Annotated in this window: 4 protein-coding genes; all 4 read left to right on the top strand. The window is 66.0% G+C overall.

Features of this window, described 5'->3' with window-relative positions:
* The first annotated feature begins 195 nt into the window (after positions 1–195).
* The 4 genes from MNAB215_RS26385 to MNAB215_RS26370 all read left to right on the top strand — a co-directional run bounded on the left by MNAB215_RS26385 (position 196) and on the right by MNAB215_RS26370 (position 18,912).
* Positions 196–426, top strand: coding sequence for an MbtH family protein (locus MNAB215_RS26385; RefSeq protein WP_077081395.1), 231 nt, complete (start codon positions 196–198; stop codon positions 424–426).
* Between the two features lie 86 nt (positions 427–512).
* A complete protein-coding gene (locus MNAB215_RS26380) occupies positions 513–10,757 on the top strand; it encodes a non-ribosomal peptide synthetase (RefSeq protein ID WP_077081394.1) in 10,245 nt (3,414 codons plus the stop codon).
* Positions 10,754–18,403 (top strand): non-ribosomal peptide synthetase, encoded by a 7,650-nt coding sequence (locus tag MNAB215_RS26375; RefSeq protein WP_077081393.1) that lies wholly within the window; start codon positions 10,754–10,756, stop codon positions 18,401–18,403. The genes MNAB215_RS26380 and MNAB215_RS26375 overlap by 4 nt, the downstream gene beginning before the upstream one ends.
* Before the next feature lie 278 nt (positions 18,404–18,681).
* Complete coding sequence (locus MNAB215_RS26370; RefSeq protein ID WP_077081392.1) at positions 18,682–18,912, top strand: MbtH family protein; 231 nt, start codon at positions 18,682–18,684, stop codon at positions 18,910–18,912.
* Positions 18,913–18,943 lie beyond the last annotated feature (31 nt).

Here is an 18,943-nt window from a genome sequence, read left to right as displayed (position 1 = left end):
CTGGGGCGTCACTGCAGGTCATGGCCTTGAGTGCGGTGGCGACAGCCGCTAGCGTCGTACGAATTGCTGAGTACGGTCGCGGGTGCTAAATAGGTGTCACACCAGGAAGTTTGTTAAAAGCGCCGACTGACCCTGTTGACCTCCAGTATCGTTTTGAGACGGTTCCATCATCTCGACTAGACGTCCTGGAGAACTGTGAGCATCAACCCGTTCGATGATGACAATGGCAGCTTTGTCGTCTTGGTCAACGACGAAGAACAGCACAGTCTGTGGCCGGTGTTTGCCGACGTTCCTGCCGGCTGGCGGGTGGTTTATGGCGAGGCCGACCGCGCCGCGTGCTTGGACTATATCGAGCAGAACTGGACCGATATACGCCCGAAGAGCTTGCGCGAAAGGCTGGCAGCGGGCCGGGGTTTTGGTAAGTGAGTCAGCTGGGTATGGGAGGTCCAGTGGAGCTCTGGGGGGGGCGGGTCGAAATCGATAGCCCGGCAGCGGGGCTTTGGGGGAATCCGATGGAAGTCGATGACCTTGCGTTCCCGCTAACGCGGGCGCAGTTGGACATTTGGCTTGCCCAGGAGACGGGCTTGTCTTCTGTCGAGTGGCAGCTCGGCCTTTTTGTTCGGATCGACGGTGTAGTTCAGCGGGGTTCGCTGGAGTGGGCGATCCGGCGGGTGGTGCAGGAGTCCGAGCCGGCTCGGGCCGCATTTTTTGAGGTCGAAGGCCGCGTTTTTCAGCGGGCGGTTGAATATCCGGATGTCGAGCTGGCCTATTACGATCTGAGCGGTTCCGATCACCCGGTCCAAGAGGCCCGCGAGATGGCGCTGTCGATACAGCGCACGCCAATGCCGTTGACCGGTCCGTTGTTCAAATTCGCATTATTCAAGACGCGGCCCGACGAATTTTATCTGTTGGCGTGTGCTCACCACATTGCCATCGACGGCACCGGCGTAGTTCTGGTGGGGCAGCGCATCGCCTCTGTTTATTCGGCGATTGTTTCCGGCGCACCTTTACCGCCGGGTCTATTCGGCTCGTTGCAGGACCTGGTCGACAGCGAACTGGCATACGAGGCTTCCGACGAGTATCGCGAAGATGAAGCGTACTGGTCGCAGAATCTACCCGCCGAAAGCCCCAGCGACTACGGGCTCGATGAGGGCGACAGCGAGCGCGATCCGTGGCCGTCGGCACCGGTGGAGATCGACCCAGCGGTGGTCAGCCGGGTTGAAGAGCTGGCTCGCAAATGGGATGTGCCCCGGTCGTCCGTGATCACCGCGGCAGCTGCGCTGTTGGTGCGCGGTTGGTGCGGCGAGGCCGCCGAAGTGGCGTTCGATTTCCCGGTGAACCGCCGCGTCGCCCCGGAGGCCAAGACGCTTCCCGGCATGGTCGCCGGAGTCGTGCCATTGGTGATCAGTGTGGAGCCGGGATCCACGGTGGCCGAGTTGTGCGCCCACGCGGACACCCGAATCCGCGAAGCGGTTGCGCACCAGCGGTTCCCGGTGCACGCGTTGGAGCGCAAGGCCCGGGGTTCGGGGCGCTTGGCCGAGCGGGTCAACCTGAACTTCATCCCGGCAGGGTTCTCCTTGCCCTTCGGTGGGGTGACGGCTACGGCGTCCTACACCAACTCCGGCCAGGTCGGCGGCTTTGGCCTGATCTTCTCCAGCGATGGCGACCGGCTGTTTTTGAGCACAGCCGGGGCCGGTGGGCCGCTCTCGAACTTCGACGTCGCGGATTTGGCGCAGCGCTTGGAGCGCGTCCTCGCGGCGATGACCGCCGATCCGGGACGACGCCTGTCCTCGATTGATCTGCTTGATGCAGGCGAGCAGGCCGAGCTCGACGAGATCGGCAACCGCGCCGTCTTGTCCCAGCCGGCCACCCCGGTGTCGATTCCGGCGTTGTGGGCGGCACAGGTTGACCGTGTTCCCGACGCGGGGGCGCTCAGCTGCGGCGACCGGTCGCTGACCTATCGCGAGCTGGATGAAGCGTCGAATCGGTTGGCGCACTTGCTGGTTGACCACGGCGTGGGCCCCGGAGGTTGTGTAGCGCTGCTGTCGTCGCGGTCGGCTGAGGCGATTGTGGCAATCCTGGCCGTGCTCAAGACCGGTGCGGCCTACCTGCCCATCGACCCCGGGCTGCCGCCAGTGCGACTGCGGTTCATGGTGGCCGATGCCGCCCCGGTGGTCGCCCTGACCGCCAGCGGGCTGGCCGACCGGTTCGATGGATGCGAGCTGCCCGTCATCGACATCAACGATTCCCGTATCGATGACCAGCCCAGCACCGCGTTACCGTTCCCGTCTCCTGACGACATCGCCCACATCATCTACACCTCCGGAACCACCGGCGTGCCCAAGGGCGTCGCCGTGACCCACCACAACGTCACCCAGCTGGTGGAATCGGTGGATGCGCTTCCGCCGGAACAGGTTTGGTCACAGTGGCACTCCTACAGCTTCGACGTCTCGGTGTGGGAGATCTGGAGTGCGCTACTACACGGCGGCCGGTTGGTGGTGGTGCCGGAGTCGGTAGCCAGCTCACCGGAAGACTTGCATGCGCTGCTGGTCAACGAACACGTCAGCGTGCTGGGTCAGACTCCATCCGCGGTGGGAGCGTTGTCGCCGCAGGGCTTGGAGTCGACAGCGTTGATGGTGGCCGGCGAGGCCTGCCCGGCCGAGGTGGTCGAGCGTTGGTCGCCCGGTCGGGTGATGATCAACGCGTACGGCCCGACCGAGACCACCGTGTACGCGGCGATGAGCGGGCCGCTGCAGCCGGGTCCGGGCGTGGTGCCGATCGGTTCGCCGGTGCCCGGGGCGGCGCTGTTTGTGCTCGATCCGTGGTTGCGCCCGGTGCCCGCCGGTGTGGTCGGCGAGTTGTATGTAGCAGGCCGGGGTGTCGGCACGGGCTACATCCGCCGGCCAGGGCTGACGGCATCGCGGTTCACGGCGTGCCCATTCGCCGAAGGCGGGGACCGGATGTATCGCACCGGGGATTTGGTGCGCTGGGACGCCGACGGGCAGCTGCGGTATCTGGGCCGGGCCGATGAGCAGGTCAAGATCCGCGGTTACCGCATCGAACTCGGCGACGTCCAGGCGGCGCTGGCCGCGGTGGATGGGGTTGAGCAGGCGGTCGTGATCGCCCGCGAAGACCGCCCCGGTGACAAGCGTCTGGTGGGGTATATCACCGGCGCGGCAGACCCTGCCACAGCGCGAAGCGCCTTGTCGGAGCGGTTGCCCGCCTATATGGTGCCGACCGCCGTGGTCGCCTTGGCGACGCTGCCGTTGACCGTGAACGGCAAGCTCGACCGGCGGGCATTGCCGGCACCGGAATACCAGGACGTGGACCGCTACCGCGCCCCGGCCACCCCGGTGGAGGAAATCCTGGCCGATATCTATGCCCAGGTGTTGGGGCTGGAGCGGGTCGGGGTGGACGAGCCGTTCTTCGATTTGGGCGGCGACAGCATCTTGTCGATGCAGGTGGCCGCTCGTGCCCGGGCCGCCGGGGTGCTGTGCCGCCCCCGCGACATCTTTGTTGAGCAGACGGTTGCCCGGTTGGCGCAGGTGGCCACGGTCGCCACCGGCGAGGACCTCTTGGTCGATGAGGGTATTGGCCCGCTTGAGGCGACGCCGATCATGCATTGGCTGCACAGCGTGGACGGTCCGGTCGAGCAGTTCAACCAGACGGTGGTCATCGACGCTCCGGCTGGGGTGACGCACGCCGATGTGGTGGTGCTGCTGCAGGGCCTGTTGGATCGCCACGCGATGCTGCGGCTGCGCGTCGACGGCGACGAGGCCGGCGGCTGGTTGCTGACGGTGCCCGACGTCGGGTCTGTGGACGCCGCGGGGTGTGTGCGGTCGGTGGACGCGCTGTCCGACGAGGCGCTCGTGGCGGCCCGCTCGCAGCTGAATCCGGCTGCGGGACAGATGCTTAGCGCGGTGTGGGCCGAGCCGACGAGCCAGTTGGCGTTGATCATTCACCACCTCGCGGTCGACGGGGTGTCGTGGCGGGTGTTGCTCGAAGACCTGAACATCGCGTGGATCCAGCATCACAGCGGTCAGCCGGTGGCGGTGCCTGGCGGTGGCACGTCGTTTGCGCGCTGGTCTTCGCGGCTGAGCGAATATGCCCGCGACGCAGCGGTTGTCGATTCCGCCGAGGTGTGGCGCCAGGTGGCGGCCACTCCGGCGGCCCTGCCGGCGGTGGGTGAAGGCGACACCTACGAGACGGCGCACAACCTGTCGGTGTCGTTGGACGTCGAGACCACACGGCAGTTGCTCGGTGAGGTGCCCGCGGCGTTCCACGCCGGGGTCAACGACATCCTGCTGATCGCCTTCGGCATGGCCTGGGCCAAGCTGCTGGGCACACAGGGGCCGATCGGCATCGATGTTGAGGGCCATGGCCGCCACGAAGAGCTGGCCGCGGACGTGGACCTGTCGCGGACGGTCGGGTGGTTTACCACCAAGTACCCCGTGGCGCTGACCGTCGGTGAGCTGGACTGGGGCCAGGTGACCTCCGGTGGCGCATCGTTGGGCGCGCTGGTGAAAAGCGCCAAGGAGCAGCTGCGCGCCCTGCCCGATCCGTTGTCATATGGGCTGTTGCGATACCTGAACTCCGAGGTGGATCTGTCCGGTCCCGAGCCGGTGATCGGGTTCAACTACCTGGGCCGCATGGGTGGCGCTGCGGAGTTGTCCGACCAGTTCTGGCGCGTCGGCCCCGACGGCTTGTTCAGCGGGGCGGCCACCGTGGTGGACATGCCGTTGATGCACACCGCGGAAGTGAACGCCGCCACCGTGGACACCGACGAAGGCCCGCATCTGCAGGCCAACTGGACGTGGACCCCCTCGGCGCTGGACGACGCGCAAATCGAACGCCTCAGCCGGTTGTGGTTCGAGGCTTTGGCCGGCATCTGCGCGCACGTGCGCGGCGGCGGCGGCGGGCTGACCCCGTCCGATCTCGCCCCTGCGCGAATGAGCCAGGAACAAATCGACCAGCTACGCCAGCAGTGCCAGTTCGCCGATGTGTTGCCGCTGACGCCGTTGCAACAGGGCCTGTTCTTCCACACCAGCGCCGCCGACGACAACGCCGATCTGGGCGAGCTTTACGCGATGCAGCTGGACATCACGTTGGCCGGCGTGCTTGATCCGCAGCGTCTGCGGGAGGCGGTGCAGACGGTGGTCCGCCGGCACCCGCACTTGGTGGCGCGGTTCAGCGACCAGTACGACGAGCCGCTGCAGATCATCCCTGCCGACCCTGAAATGGCTTGGCAGTACGTCGAATTCGACGGCTCCGATGTTGGCGAGCAGGTTGATCGGATGGCTGCGGCCGAGCGTGCCGCGGTGTGCGATGTGGCCGGCCACTCGGCATTTCGGGGTGCGTTGATCCGCACCGGCGACGATGTGCACCGGTTTGTGTTGACCTTCCATCACATCGTGCTCGATGGCTGGTCGATGCCGATCCTGCTGCAGGAGATCTTCGCCGGCTACTACGGGCACCACCTGGGCGCGCCGATTCCGTATCGCCGGTTTGTGACCTGGCTGGCCGAGCACGACCAGTCGGCCGCCGAAGCGGCCTGGGGTCAGGTGCTGGCCGGGTTCGACACCCCCACCTTGGTGGGTCAACCGGACCGGTTAAGTCTGGGCAGGCGCGGTGTGAACTCGTTCCGGGTATCCGCTGAGACCACGGCCGCCCTCAGTGAGCTGGCTCGCTCGCAGCGCACCACGGTCAACACCGTCCTGCAGGCGGCGTGGGCACAGCTGTTGTGCGGGCTGACCGGCCAGCGCGATGTGGCGTTCGGTGCGGCCGTCTCGGGGCGCCCGACCGACATGGTCGGCGCGGAGTCGATGGTGGGCCTGTTGATCAACACGGTGCCGGTGCGCGCGGATCTGACCGCCGCCGCGACGACCGCGGAGTTGCTCGATCAACTGCAGAACGCTTACAACGACACCGTCGAGCACCAGCATTTGGCGCTGCGCGACATCCACCGGATCACCGGGGTGGACCAACTGTTCGACACGTTGTTCGTCTACGAGAACTACCCGGTCGACGCCTCAGCGTTGGGCGAGATCAACGGGCTGGCCATCACCGACTTCAGCAGCCGTGAATACAACCACTACCCGCTGACGATGGTGGCCCACCCGGGCACCGAGTTGGGTTTCCGCGTCGAATACGACACGACGCAGTTCGACGCGGCCGGCGTCGAGGCGCTCATCGCGAGCCTTGAGCGCGTCTTGGAGGCCATGACCGCCGACCCGCAGCGGCGCCTGTCGTCGATCGATCTGCTCGGCGACAGCGAGCACGACCGGCTCGATGCATGGGGCAACCGCGCCGTGTTGACTCAGCAGGCAGGCATGGCGGTGTCGATTCCCGTCTTGTTCGCCGGGCAGGTGGCGCGTATCCCCGATGCGGTGGCGCTGAGCTTCCAGGGCACCTCGATGACGTATCGCCAGTTGGATGAGGCGTCGAATCGGTTGGCGCACAGGCTGATAGATCACGGTGTGGGGCCCGGTGAACGGGTCGCATTGCTGCTGCCGCGTTCGATCGAGGCGGTCGTGTCGATCATGGCTGTGCTCAAGACCGGTGCGGCCTATCTGCCGCTGGACCCCGCGCATCCGTCGTCGCGCATGCAGTTCATGATCGGCGATTCGGCCCCGATCGCCGCCGTCACCACTGCCGACCTTCGCTCCCGCTTCGAGGGGTGTGATCTCGCGGTCGTCGATGTCAACGACCCCGCTATCGCGGCCCAGCCCGGGTCGGCGCTGTTGGCGCCGGCCGCCGACGAAATCGCGTACATCATCTACACGTCGGGAACTACCGGTACGCCCAAGGGTGTGGCGGTCACGCACCGCAACGTCATCCGACTGCTCGAGGCGCTGGATGCCGAGCTGGAACTGGGCCAGGTGTGGTCGCAGTGCCATTCGCTGGCCTTCGACTTCTCGGTGTGGGAGATCTTCGGAGCGCTACTTGGTGGTGGCCGGATCGTCGTGGTTCCCGATGCGGTGGTGCGCTCGCCCGAGGACCTGCACGCCCTACTCGCAGCCGAGCAGGTCGGTGTGTTGAGCCAGACGCCGTCGGCATTTTATGCGCTGCAGACCGCCGATTCGCTCTCACCGGAGCTGGGTCACCAGCTCAAGTTGCAGACGGTGGTGTTTGGTGGGGAAGCCCTTGAGCCTCAACGGCTTTCGACGTGGCTGCACAACCACCCGGGGCCGCCGCGGCTGATCAACATGTATGGCATCACCGAGACCACGGTGCACGCGTCGTTCCGCGAGATCGTGGACAGCGACGTCGAGAGCACCGTGAGCCCGATCGGAGTGCCGTTGGCTCACCTCGGGTTTTTCGTCCTCGACGGTTGGCTGCGCCCAGTGGCCACCGGCGTAGTGGGCGAACTGTATGTGGCCGGTGCGGGACTGGCGGCCGGCTACGTGGGCCGGCCCGATCTGTCGTCAACGCGGTTTGTGGCCTGCCCGTTTGCCGGCGCCGGCGATCGGATGTATCGCACTGGGGACTTGGTGCGCTGGGGTGATGACGGTCAGCTGCGCTATGTGGGGCGCGCTGACGAGCAGGTCAAGATCCGCGGGCACCGCATCGAACTCGGCGAGGTGCGTGCCGCGCTGGCCGCTGTGGATGGGGTCGAGCAGGCGGTGGTGATCGCCCGCGAGGACCGCCCCGGTGACAAGCGGCTGGTGGGCTATGTCACCGGCACGGGTGACCCGGCGGATCTGCGCGCCCAACTGGCCGAGCGGTTGCCCGCGTACATGGTGCCGGCGGCGGTGGTCGCGGTCGAGGCGTTGCCGTTGACGGTTAACGGCAAGTTGGATACCCGGGCGTTGCCCGCGCCGGAATATCAGGACGGCAGTGGCAGCTACCGGGCCCCGGCGAATGCCGTCGAGGAAATTCTGGCGGGGATCTACGCCCAGGTGCTGGGGCTGGAGCGCGTCGGGGTGGACGACTCCTTCTTCGATCTGGGTGGCGACAGCATTTTGTCGATGCAGGTCGCGGCCCGTGCGCGAGCGGCCGGGGTGCTGTGCCGCCCGCGGGACATTTTCGTTGAGCAGACCGTGGCCCGGCTGGCGCTTGTGGCGACCGTGGCCACTGACACCGATGCGCTTGTCGATGAGGGTGTGGGGGCTGTCGAGGCCACGCCGATCATTCGTTGGTTGCAGAGTGTTGAGGGTCCGGTCGAGCAGTTCAACCAGACGGTGGTGGTCGATGCCCCGGTAGGGGTGTCGCACGCCGATGTGGTGGCGGTGCTGCAGGGCTTGCTGGATCGTCACGCCATGCTGCGGTTGCGGGTAGACACCGACGAGGCCGGAGGTTGGTCGCTGATGGTGCCCGAGCCGGGCTCGGTGGCGGCGCACGTGCAGTCGGTGGATGTGCTCTCCGATGAGGCGTTGGTGGCGGGCCGTTCACAGCTGGATCCGGCTGCGGGAGTGATGCTTAGCGCGGTGTGGGCGGAGTCGTCGGGCCAGTTGGCGTTGATCATTCACCACCTCGCGGTCGATGGGGTGTCGTGGCGGGTGTTGCTCGAAGACCTCAACATCGCCTGGGCCCAGCATCACAGCGGTCAGCCGGTGGCCTTGCCGGGTGGTGGCACGTCGTTTGCCCGCTGGTCCACGCTGCTGAGCGAGCACGCGCTTCGCCCTGACGTGATCGAACAAGCGGAGGCGTGGCGTCAGGTGGCGGCGACTCCGGCCGTCCTGCCGGCGGCGCAGCCTGAGGACACGTACCTCACCGCGCAGAACTTGTCGGTGGAATTGGACGTCGAGACCACACGGCTGCTGCTTGGTGAGGTGCCCGCGGCGTTTCATGCCGGGGTCAACGACGTGTTGCTGATTGCGTTCGGGATGGCTCTGCGGGAGCTGTTGGGCACCCAGGGAGCGATCGGGATCGACGTCGAGGGACACGGCCGCCATGAAGAGCTCGGTGCCGACGTGGACTTGTCGCGCACGGTGGGCTGGTTCACCACCAAGTACCCGGTGGCGTTGAACGTCGGTGGGTTGGACTGGAGCCAGATCGCTTCTGGTGCAACGGCATTGGGTTCGCTGGTCAAGGCGGCTAAAGAGCAGTTGCGTGCCCTGCCTGACCCGCTGACTTACGGGCTGCTGCGGTACCTGAATTCCGACGTGGCCGTGGGGGATTGGGATCCGGTGATCGGGTTCAACTACCTGGGCCGCATGGGCGGTGCCGCAGAGTTGTCTGACGAGTTCTGGCGGCTTGGCACCGACGGCTTGACGAGCGGGGCGGCCACCGTGGTGGCTATGCCGCTGGCCCACACCCTCGAGCTCAACGCCGCCACGATCGACACCGAAGCGGGCCCGCACTTGCAGGCCAACTGGACCTGGGCCGCGTCGGCAGTCGATGCCGCGCACATCGGTCGGCTGAACCAGTTGTGGTTCGAGGCGCTGGCCGGGATCTGCGCGTACGTGCGCGGCGGCGGCGGTGGGCTGACCCCGTCGGATCTCGTTCCCGCGCGACTGAGCCAGGACCAGATCGACGAGCTCGAGCGCGAGCACCAGATCGCCGACGTCTTGCCGTTGACCCCGCTGCAGCAGGGCCTGCTGTTCCACACCAGCATCAGCCACGGCAGCACTGACGATCTGGGCGAGCTCTACGCGGTGCAGCTGGACATCACCTTGGCCGGATCGCTAGATTCCCGCCAACTACAGGACGCAGTGAACGCTGTGGTGCGCCGGCACCCGCACCTGGTGGCGCGCTTTAGCGACCACTACGACCAACCGGTGCAGATCCTGTCGGCGGACCCCGAAATGGCTTGGCAATACCTCGAACTCGACGGTGACGATGTCGATGCGCAGGTGGAGCAGGTGTGCGCGGCCGAGCGTGCCGCGATCTGCGACCTGGCCAACCAACCCGCGTTTCGGGCGGCGTTGATCCGTACCGGTGCCGACCAGCATCGGTTCGTGCTGACCAATCACCACATCGTGATGGACGGCTGGTCCAAGCCGATCCTGTTGCAGGAGATCTTCGCCGGCTACTACGGCCACACACTGGGCACGCCCACGTCGTATCGCCGGTATGTCACCTGGCTGTCCGAGCGCGACAAAGCCGCCGCCGAGACGGCCTGGACTCAGGTGTTCGCCGGATTCGACAGCCCAGCGCTGGTGGCGGAGCCTGGCCGCGAACGGCTGGGGCGACGCGACGTCGCGTCGTTTACGGTGCCCGCCGAAACCACTGCTGCGCTAGGGGAGTTGGCGCGCTCGTGCCACACCACGGTCAATACCGTGCTGCAGGCGGCCTGGGCGCAGCTGCTGTGCTGGCTGACCGGGCGGCAAGACGTGGCCTTTGGTACCGCGGTGTCGGGGCGGCCGACCGAGGTGGCCGGCGCGGAGTCGATGGTCGGGTTGTTGATCAACACGGTGCCGGTGCGGGCCAGCATCAACGCGGCCACCACCATCGGCGATCTGCTGGAGCAGCTGCAGGGCGCCTACAACGACACCCTGGAGCACCAGCACCTGGCGCTCAGCGAGATTCACCGCCTGACCGGCCACGACCAGCTCTTCGACACCCTGTTCGTCTACGAGAACTACCCCATCGAGACCGGCGCACTACTTGGCGCTGACGGATTGGCCGTGACCGACTTCAGCAGCCACGAGTACAACCACTACCCGCTGACGGTGCAAGCCGTTCCGGGTCACGAGATCGGCCTGCGCGTCGAATACGACACCGAGCTGTTCACCACCGCCCGCATCGAGAAACTCATCCAACGACTCCAGCGCGTACTGGTAGCGATGACTGCCGATTCCGGACAGGCTTCATGAGCGCCGACCCAAGCCGGCGACTCCTTTCTCTTGACCTCCTAGACGCCGATGAACATGCTGGGCTCGACGAGTGGGGCAACCGTGCCGTCCTGACCCGGCCCACAAACCCGGTGTCAATCCCGGCGGTCTTCGCCGCACAGGTCGCGCGGGTTCCAGATGCCGTGGCGCTGAGTTGTGGCGAGCAGTCGTGGACCTACCGGGAACTCGACGAGGATGCCAACCGGCTGGCACACCTGCTGGTCAGCCAGGGCGTTGGCCCGGGACAGTATGTGGCGCTGCTCTTTTCGCGTTCCGCCGAGGCGATCGTGGCGATCCTGGCGGTGCTGAAGGCCGGGGCGGCGTACCTGCCGATCGACCCGGTGGTGCCGGCGGCGCGGCTGAAGTTTGTCATCGACGATGCCGCCCCCATCGCCGTTCTCACCACCGCGGATCTGCGGTCACGGCTGGACGGGTTTCGCCTGACTGTCCTTGATGTCGACGATCCGCGGGTCGCCGCGGAGCCCAGCACGGCGCTCCCGGCGCCGGCTCCTGACGACATCGCCCACATCATCTACACGTCGGGAACCACCGGCGTGCCCAAAGGTGTTGCCGTCACCCATCACAACGTGACCCGGCTGTTCGAATCACTCGACGACGGTCTGGACCGCGCGGGTGTATGGACGCAGTGTCACTCGCTCGCGTTCGACTACTCGGTGTGGGAGATCTGGGGACCGCTACTTGGCGGCGGCCAACTGGTGGTGGTGCCCGAATCGGTGGCCGGTTCGCCGGAAGAACTGCATGCGTTGCTGGTGGCCAAGCAGGTCAGCGTATTGAGCCAAACACCCACTGCGCTAGCGGCATTGGTGCCGGAGGGCTTGGAGTCGGCGGCGCTGGTGGTTGCCGGTGAAGCCTGCCCGAGCGAGGTAGTCGATCGATGGGCGCCCGGGCGGGTGATGATCAACGGCTACGGGCCGACCGAGACCACGGTGTACGCGACGCTGAGTGCGCCGCTGGAGGCGGGGTCCGGGGCGGTGCCGATCGGGTCGCCGGTGTCCGGGGCGGCGTTGTTCGTGCTCGACGCGGGTTTGCGCCGAGTGTCGGCCGGGGTGATCGGCGAGCTCTACGTGGCCGGGACCGGAGTCGGGTGCGGGTATTTGGGCCGGCCCGGGTTGTCCGCTTCGCGGTTTGTGGCGTGCCCCTTCGGCGGATCTGGGACGCGGATGTATCGCACCGGGGACTTGGTGCGGTGGGCCGCCGATGGGCAGCTGGAGTATCTTGGGCGCGCTGATGAGCAGGTCAAGATCCGCGGCTATCGCATCGAGCTGGGCGAAATCCGCACTGCGCTAGCGGGTTTGGCTGGCGTCGAGCAGGCGGTGGTGATCGCTCGCGAGGACCGCGCCGGTGACAAGCGGCTGGTGGCCTACATCACCGGTAGCGCAGACCCGGCCGAGCTACGCACGCAATTGGCGGAGCGGTTGCCGGCGTACATGGTTCCGGTCGCGGTGGTGGTGTTGGAGACGCTGCCGCTGACGCCTAACGGCAAGCTCGACAAGCGGGCCTTGCCGGCGCCTGAATACCAAGATGTGGACCGCTACCGCGCCCCGTCGACCGCGGTGGAAGAGATCCTGGCCGACATCTACGCCCAGGTGTTGGGGCTCGAGCGGGTTGGGGTCGACGAGTCGTTTTTCGACCTGGGCGGCGACAGCATTTTGTCCATGCAGGTGGCGGCGCGCGCCCGCGCGGCCGGGGTGCTGTGCCGGCCACGCGATGTGTTCGTCGAGCAGACCGTGGCCCGACTGGCGCAAGTGGCCACGGTGGCGGGCGGTCCCGGTGGCCTCATCGACGATGGCGTTGGCCCACTCGATGCGACCCCGATCATCCACTGGCTGCATGGCGTTGACGGCCAAGTCGATCAGTTCAATCAGACCGTGGTGGTCGACGCTCCGGCCGGCGTTGCGCATGCCGACGTGGTGGTGGTGCTGCAGGCGCTGCTGGATCGCCACGACATGCTGCGGCTGCGCGTCGAGGACGACGGGGCCGGGGGTTGGTCGCTGTCCGTGCCCGAGCCGGGGACGGTCGACGCCGGTGCGTGTGTGCAGACGGTGGACGTGCTGTCCGACGAGGCGCTGGTCGCGGCCCGCTCGCAGCTGAGTCCCGCCGCAGGGGTGATGCTCAGCGCGGTCTGGGCCGAGTCGACGAGCCAGTTGGCGTTGATCGTTCACCACTTGGCAGTCGACGGAGTGTCGTGGCGGGTGTTGCTTGAAGACCTGAACATCGCCTGGGCGCAGCATCACAGCGGTCAGCCGGTGGCGTTGCCCGCGGTGGGGACATCGTTTCGGCGGTGGTCGTCGCTGCTGAGCGAGCACGCGCGCGACGCGGCCGTCGTGGACTCCGCCGAGACCTGGCGCCAGATCTCGGCCACGCCGGCGGCCTTGCCGGCAGTGGGGGCCGACGACACCTACGACAGCGCGAAGAACCTGACGGTGTCCTTGGACGTCGAGACCACACGGCTGGTCCTCGGCGAGGTACCCGCGGCCTTTCACGCCGGGGTCAACGACATATTGCTGATCGCGTTCGGGTTGGCCTGGGCCAAGCTGCTGGGCACCGAGGCGCCGATCGGCATTGATGTCGAGGGCCATGGCCGCCATGAAGAGCTGAGCGACGACGTGGATCTGTCGCGCACCGTGGGGTGGTTTACCACGAAGTACCCGGTGGCTTTGCGCGTCGGTGGCCTGTCCTGGACACAGGTCGTCGCTGGTGAGGCGGCGCTGGGAAAGCTGGTCAAAGACGCCAAAGAGCAGCTGCGCGGCCTTCCCGACCCCCTGTCGTACGGCGTGTTGCGATACCTGAATCCCGAGGTCGACCTGGGCGAGTCGGAGCCGGTGATCGGGTTCAACTACCTGGGCCGCATGGGCGGTGGCACAGAGTTGTCGGAGCAGCTGTGGCGGGTCGGCCCCGAGGGTCTGACGGCCGGGGCGGCGACCGTGGTGCCCATGCCGTTGATGCACACCGTCGACCTGAACGCGGTCACCCTCGACACCGAGGCCGGGCCCCATCTCGAGGCCAACTGGACATGGGCGCCGTCGGCCGTCGATGACGCCCAGATCAGCGAGTTGAGCCGGTTATGGTTCGAGGCGCTCGCCGGGATCTGCGCTTATGTGCGTCGCGGCGGCGGTGGGTTGACCCCGTCGGACATCGTCCCGGCGCGACTGACCCAGAGCCAGATCGACCAACTCGAGCGCCATCACCACATCGCCGATGTGTTGCCGCTGACCCCATTGCAAGAGGGGCTGCTGTTCCACGCCAGCTTCGCGCAGGACCCCAGCGATCTCAGCGAGCTCTACGCCGTACAGCTGGATATCACCCTGGCCGGCGGGCTCGATCCGCATCGTTTGCGCGAGGCAGTGCACACCGCGGTCACCCGGCACCCGAACCTGGTCGCCCACTTCTGCGATCAGTTCGACAAGCCGGTGCAGATCATTCCTGCCGATCCCGTCCTCGCCTGGCGGTATGTGCAGCTGGGCGCCGGCGACCCCGACATCGAAGAACAGATTGAGCGGGTGTGCGAGGCCGAGCGTGCCGCGGTGTGCGATCTGGCTAACCAGCCTGCCTTCCGGGTGGCGTTGATCCGCACTGGGGCGGACCAGCACCGGTTTGTGGTGACCAATCACCACATAGTGCTCGACGGCTGGTCGATGCCGATCCTGCTGCAGGAGATTTTTACCAGTTATTACGGACAGGGGCTGGGCGCGCCCGCGTCATATCGCCGGTTCGTGAACTGGCTGGCCGAGCGGGATTACGCGGCCGCCGAGGCGGCCTGGCGTGAGCTGTTCGCCGGCTTCGACGCACCCACCTTGGTCGCCCCACCGCAACGGCTGGCGCTGGGGCAGCGCGGTGTGTCGTCGTTCCTGGTGCCGGAGGACATCACGCGGTCACTCGGCGAGCTGGCCCGTGCGCACCACACCACGGTCAACACCGTGTTACAGGCCGCGTGGGCGCAGCTCCTATGCTGGCTGACCGGCCAGCACGACGTCGCCTTCGGCATCGTGGTCTCGGGCCGGCCAACCGATGTGGCCGGTGCCGACTCGATGGTCGGGCTGTTGCTGAACACGGTGCCGGTGCGGGCGCAAATCAGCGCGGCGACCACAACCGCGGACCTACTCGGGCAGCTGCAAAACGCCCACAACGACACCCTTGAGCATGAGTACCTGGCGCTGAGCGAAATCCACCGCGTCACCGGTCACGACCAGCTGTTCGACACCATCTTCATGTACGAGAACTACCCGGTAGACACCGCCGCACTGGCGGGCATCAGTGGACTGTCGATCGTCGGGTTCAACAGCCGCGAATACAACCACTACCCGCTGTCGGTGCAGGCCCTTCCGGGCAACGAGCTGGGGCTCCGGGTCGAATACGACACCGAGCTGTTCGACCAGGCCGGCATCGAGGCACTGATCGAGCGGCTACAGCGCGTCGTGATGGGCATGGTCGCGCATCCCACGCGCCGATTGTCGTCGTTCGATTTGCTCGACGAGGGCGAGCGCATCGCGCTCGACGAGTGGAGTAACCGGGCAATCCTGACCCAGCCCTCGACGCGGGTGTCGATTCCGGCGGTGTTCGCCGCGCAGGCTGCGCGCACCCCCGCCGCGGTCGCGCTGAACAGCGGCGAGCGCTCCTGGACCTACCGCGAGCTCGACGAGAGCGCCAACAGGTTGGCGCACCTGCTCACCGAGCAGGGTGTTGGCCCGGGTGAGCGTGTGGCACTGCTGTTTTCGCGTTCGGCCGAAGCGATTGTGTCGATCTTGGCGGTGCTGAAGACCGGGGCCGCCTACCTCCCGATCGACCCGGTGGTGCCGACGGCCCGGCTGGAATTCATGCTCGGCGATGCCGCGCCAGTGGCGGCGATTACCACCGCGGCCTTCGGATCGCGGCTGGAAGGTTTCGACCTGACGGTCGTCGATATCGCCGATCCCCGAATCGACAGCCAGCCCGCCACGGAATTGCCGGCCCCGGCGCCTGACGACATCGCCTACGTCATTTACACCTCCGGCACGACGGGTGTACCCAAGGGTGTGGCGATCGCCCACCACAACGTCACCCAGCTGTTCGGCTCTCTGGACGCCGGCCTGCCCCCGGCGTCGGAGCAGGTGTGGTCGCAATGGCACTCGTACAGCTTCGACATCTCCGGCTGGGAGATCTACGGCGCCCTCCTGCGCGGGGGGCGGCTGGTGGTGGTGCCCGAGTCGGTGGCCGCATCGCCGGATGACTTCCGCGCCTTGCTGATCGACCAACAAGTCAACGTGTTATGCCAAACCCCTTCGGCGGTAGGGGCTCTGTCGCCCGAAGGCTTGGAGTCGGTGACATTGCTGGTGGGTGGCGAGGCATGCCCGCCCGAGGTGGTGGATCGCTGGGCTCCCGGTCGGGTGATGATCAACGAATACGGTCCCACCGAAGCAACGATGTGGGTGACGTTGAGTGCGCCGCTCACCGCGGGATCCGGTGTGCCGCCGATTGGTTCGCCGCTACCGGGTACGGCGTTGTTCGTGCTGGACGGATGGTTGCGTCCGGTACCGGCCGGAGTAGTGGGTGAGCTGTACATCGCTGGCCGCGCCGTAGGCGTCGGGTATGCGCGACGGTCCGGGTTGACGGCGTCGCGATTTGTGGCGTGCCCGTTCGGCGACGCTGGTGACAGGATGTATCGCACCGGCGACTTGGTGCGGTGGGGCAGCGATGGACAGCTGCAATACCTGGGGCGCACCGACGAGCAGGTCAAAATCCGCGGCCACCGCATCGAACTCGGTGAGATACAGGCGGCCCTGGCGGAGCTCGACGGCGTGGGGCAGGTGGCGGTGATCGCCCGCGAGGACCGCCCCGGTGACAAGCGCCTGATCGGTTACATCACCGGCACCGCAGACCCGGCCGAGCTACGCACGCAATTGGCGGAGCGATTGCCGTCGTACATGGTCCCGGCCGCAGTGGTGCCGGTAGAGGCGTTGCCATTGACGGTCAACGGGAAGCTCGACAAGCGGGCGTTGCCGGCACCGGAATACCAAGACGCCCACAGTTACCGCGCCCCGGCCAGCCCGATCGAGGAGACCCTTGCCGGGATCTACGCCCACGTGCTTGAACTCGAGCGCGTGGGGGTGGAGGACTCCTTCTTCGACCTGGGTGGGAACTCATTGTCGGCGATGCGGGTGACGGCCGCGATCAACACCGTGCTGGGTGTCCAGCTCGGGGTGCGCAGTTTGTTCGATGCGCCGACGGTACGCAGCTTGAGCCTGCTGGTGCACGCTGGTGCGTCGGGCGCAGATCTTGCGGTCAACGCGGCCGGTAGCGCACACTTCGCGGCGGTGCACGGCCAGGATGCCACCGAGGTGCATGCCAGTGATCTGACACTGGACAAGTTCATCGACGACACCACGCTGACCACCGCCCCGACGCTGCCCGCGCCGAATGGCGAGATCCGCACGGTCTTGTTGACCGGGGCGACCGGATTCATCGGACGTTACCTGGTGTTACAGTGGCTTGAGCAAATGGAGCTTGGCGGGGGCAAGCTGATCTGTTTGGTGCGGGCGAAGTCCGATGAGGACGCCTGGGCTCGCCTGGATAAGACTTTCGACAGCGGCGACGAGAAATTGTTGCGGCATTTCCGGGAGTTGGCGGCCGGCCATTTGGAGGTCATCGCCGGTGACAAGGGCGAAGCCAATCTGGGTCTAGATGAGCACGTGTGGCAACGACTGGCCGAGTCGGTGGACTTGATTATTGACTCGGCGGCGTTGGTCAACGCGGTGTTGCCGTACAGCGAGTTGTTCGAGCCCAATGTAGTGGGCACCGGCGAGTTGATCCGGTTGGCGCTGACGAACAGGCTCAAGCCGTATGCATACGTATCGACCGCGGATGTGGGCCGTCAGGTCGAGCCGTCGGCGTTTACCGAGGATGCCGATATTCGGGTGATTAGCCCGACTCGAGTAATTGACGGAAGTTTGGCTAACGGTTATGGCAACAGTAAGTGGGCCGGAGAAGTGTTATTGCGCGAGGCCCATGATCTTTGTGGTTTGCCCGTTTCGGTGTTTCGCTGTGACGTGATTTTGGTAGATACCGCGTATGCCGGTCAGTTCAACGTTGCGGATATGTTCACGCGAATGGTGTTGAGTTTGGTGGCCACCGGCGTGGCACCGGCATCGTTTTATCAGCTGGATGCCCAAGGGCAGCGGCAGCGTTCGCACTTTGATGGGTTGCCGGTGGGGTTTGTCGCTGAGGCGATCGCCACGTTGGGCGCCGCCGTCGTGGAGGGATTCGAGACTTATCACGTGATGAATCCGCATGATGACGGTATCGGGCTCGATGAGTATGCGGATTGGCTAATTGACGCAGGTTATCCGATCGAGCGGATCGACGACTTTAACGAGTGGTTGTCGCGGTTTGAGGCGGGGTTGCGTGAGTTGCCAGATCGGCAGCGGCAAAACTCGGTTCTCGAAGTATTGATGTTGTTATTGCATACGGATTTGGAACCGATCGAGCCGGTGTGTGGATCCCTGGCGTCGGCGGACCGATTCCGTGCTGCGGTGCAAGAAGCCAAAATAGGCGCTGACAACGACATCCCGCACGTCTCAGCGCCGACAATCATCAAATACGCAACCGACCTAGAGCTCATCGGACTGCTGTGACCGGCGAATAGCTGCACGCATAACACACCGGGCAACGGTGCCCGGCGAATCACGGTGATTGTTGCGGGCGTGTGACCTCGGTTACCCGACGTCAGGGAGCCATGCCGCGGCGCCGCGGAGGGCAGATCCAAGCTGACCAGCGCCGGAGCCCGGAACTGGGTCATGTCAGGTCTGACGGGTGGAGTCAGGAAGTTTGACGAAACGCCAGACTCAGTCTATGGACCTCCAGTATCGTTTGGGCAGTTGGATTCAACACTCAACGTAGGTATGGGGAGCTGGTGAGCGTCAATCCGTTCGATGATGACAATGGCAGCTTTCTCGTCTTGGTGAACGACGAGGAGCAGCACAGCCTGTGGCCGGCGTTTGCCGACGTTCCCGCGGGCTGGCGGGTGGTTTATGGGGAAGCCGACCGCGCAGCGTGCCTGGATTACATCGAACAGAACTGGACCGATATACGCCCGAAGAGTCTGCGCGAAAGGCTAGCAGGGGGCCCGGGTTTTGATAAGTGAACGATTTGGGTACACAGACATCCAGTCGGGC

It is taken from the genome of Mycobacterium numidiamassiliense (genome assembly GCF_900157365.1).
Lineage (GTDB): Bacteria > Actinomycetota > Actinomycetes > Mycobacteriales > Mycobacteriaceae > Mycobacterium > Mycobacterium numidiamassiliense.
This window is presented reverse-complemented; position numbering and strand designations above follow the sequence as displayed.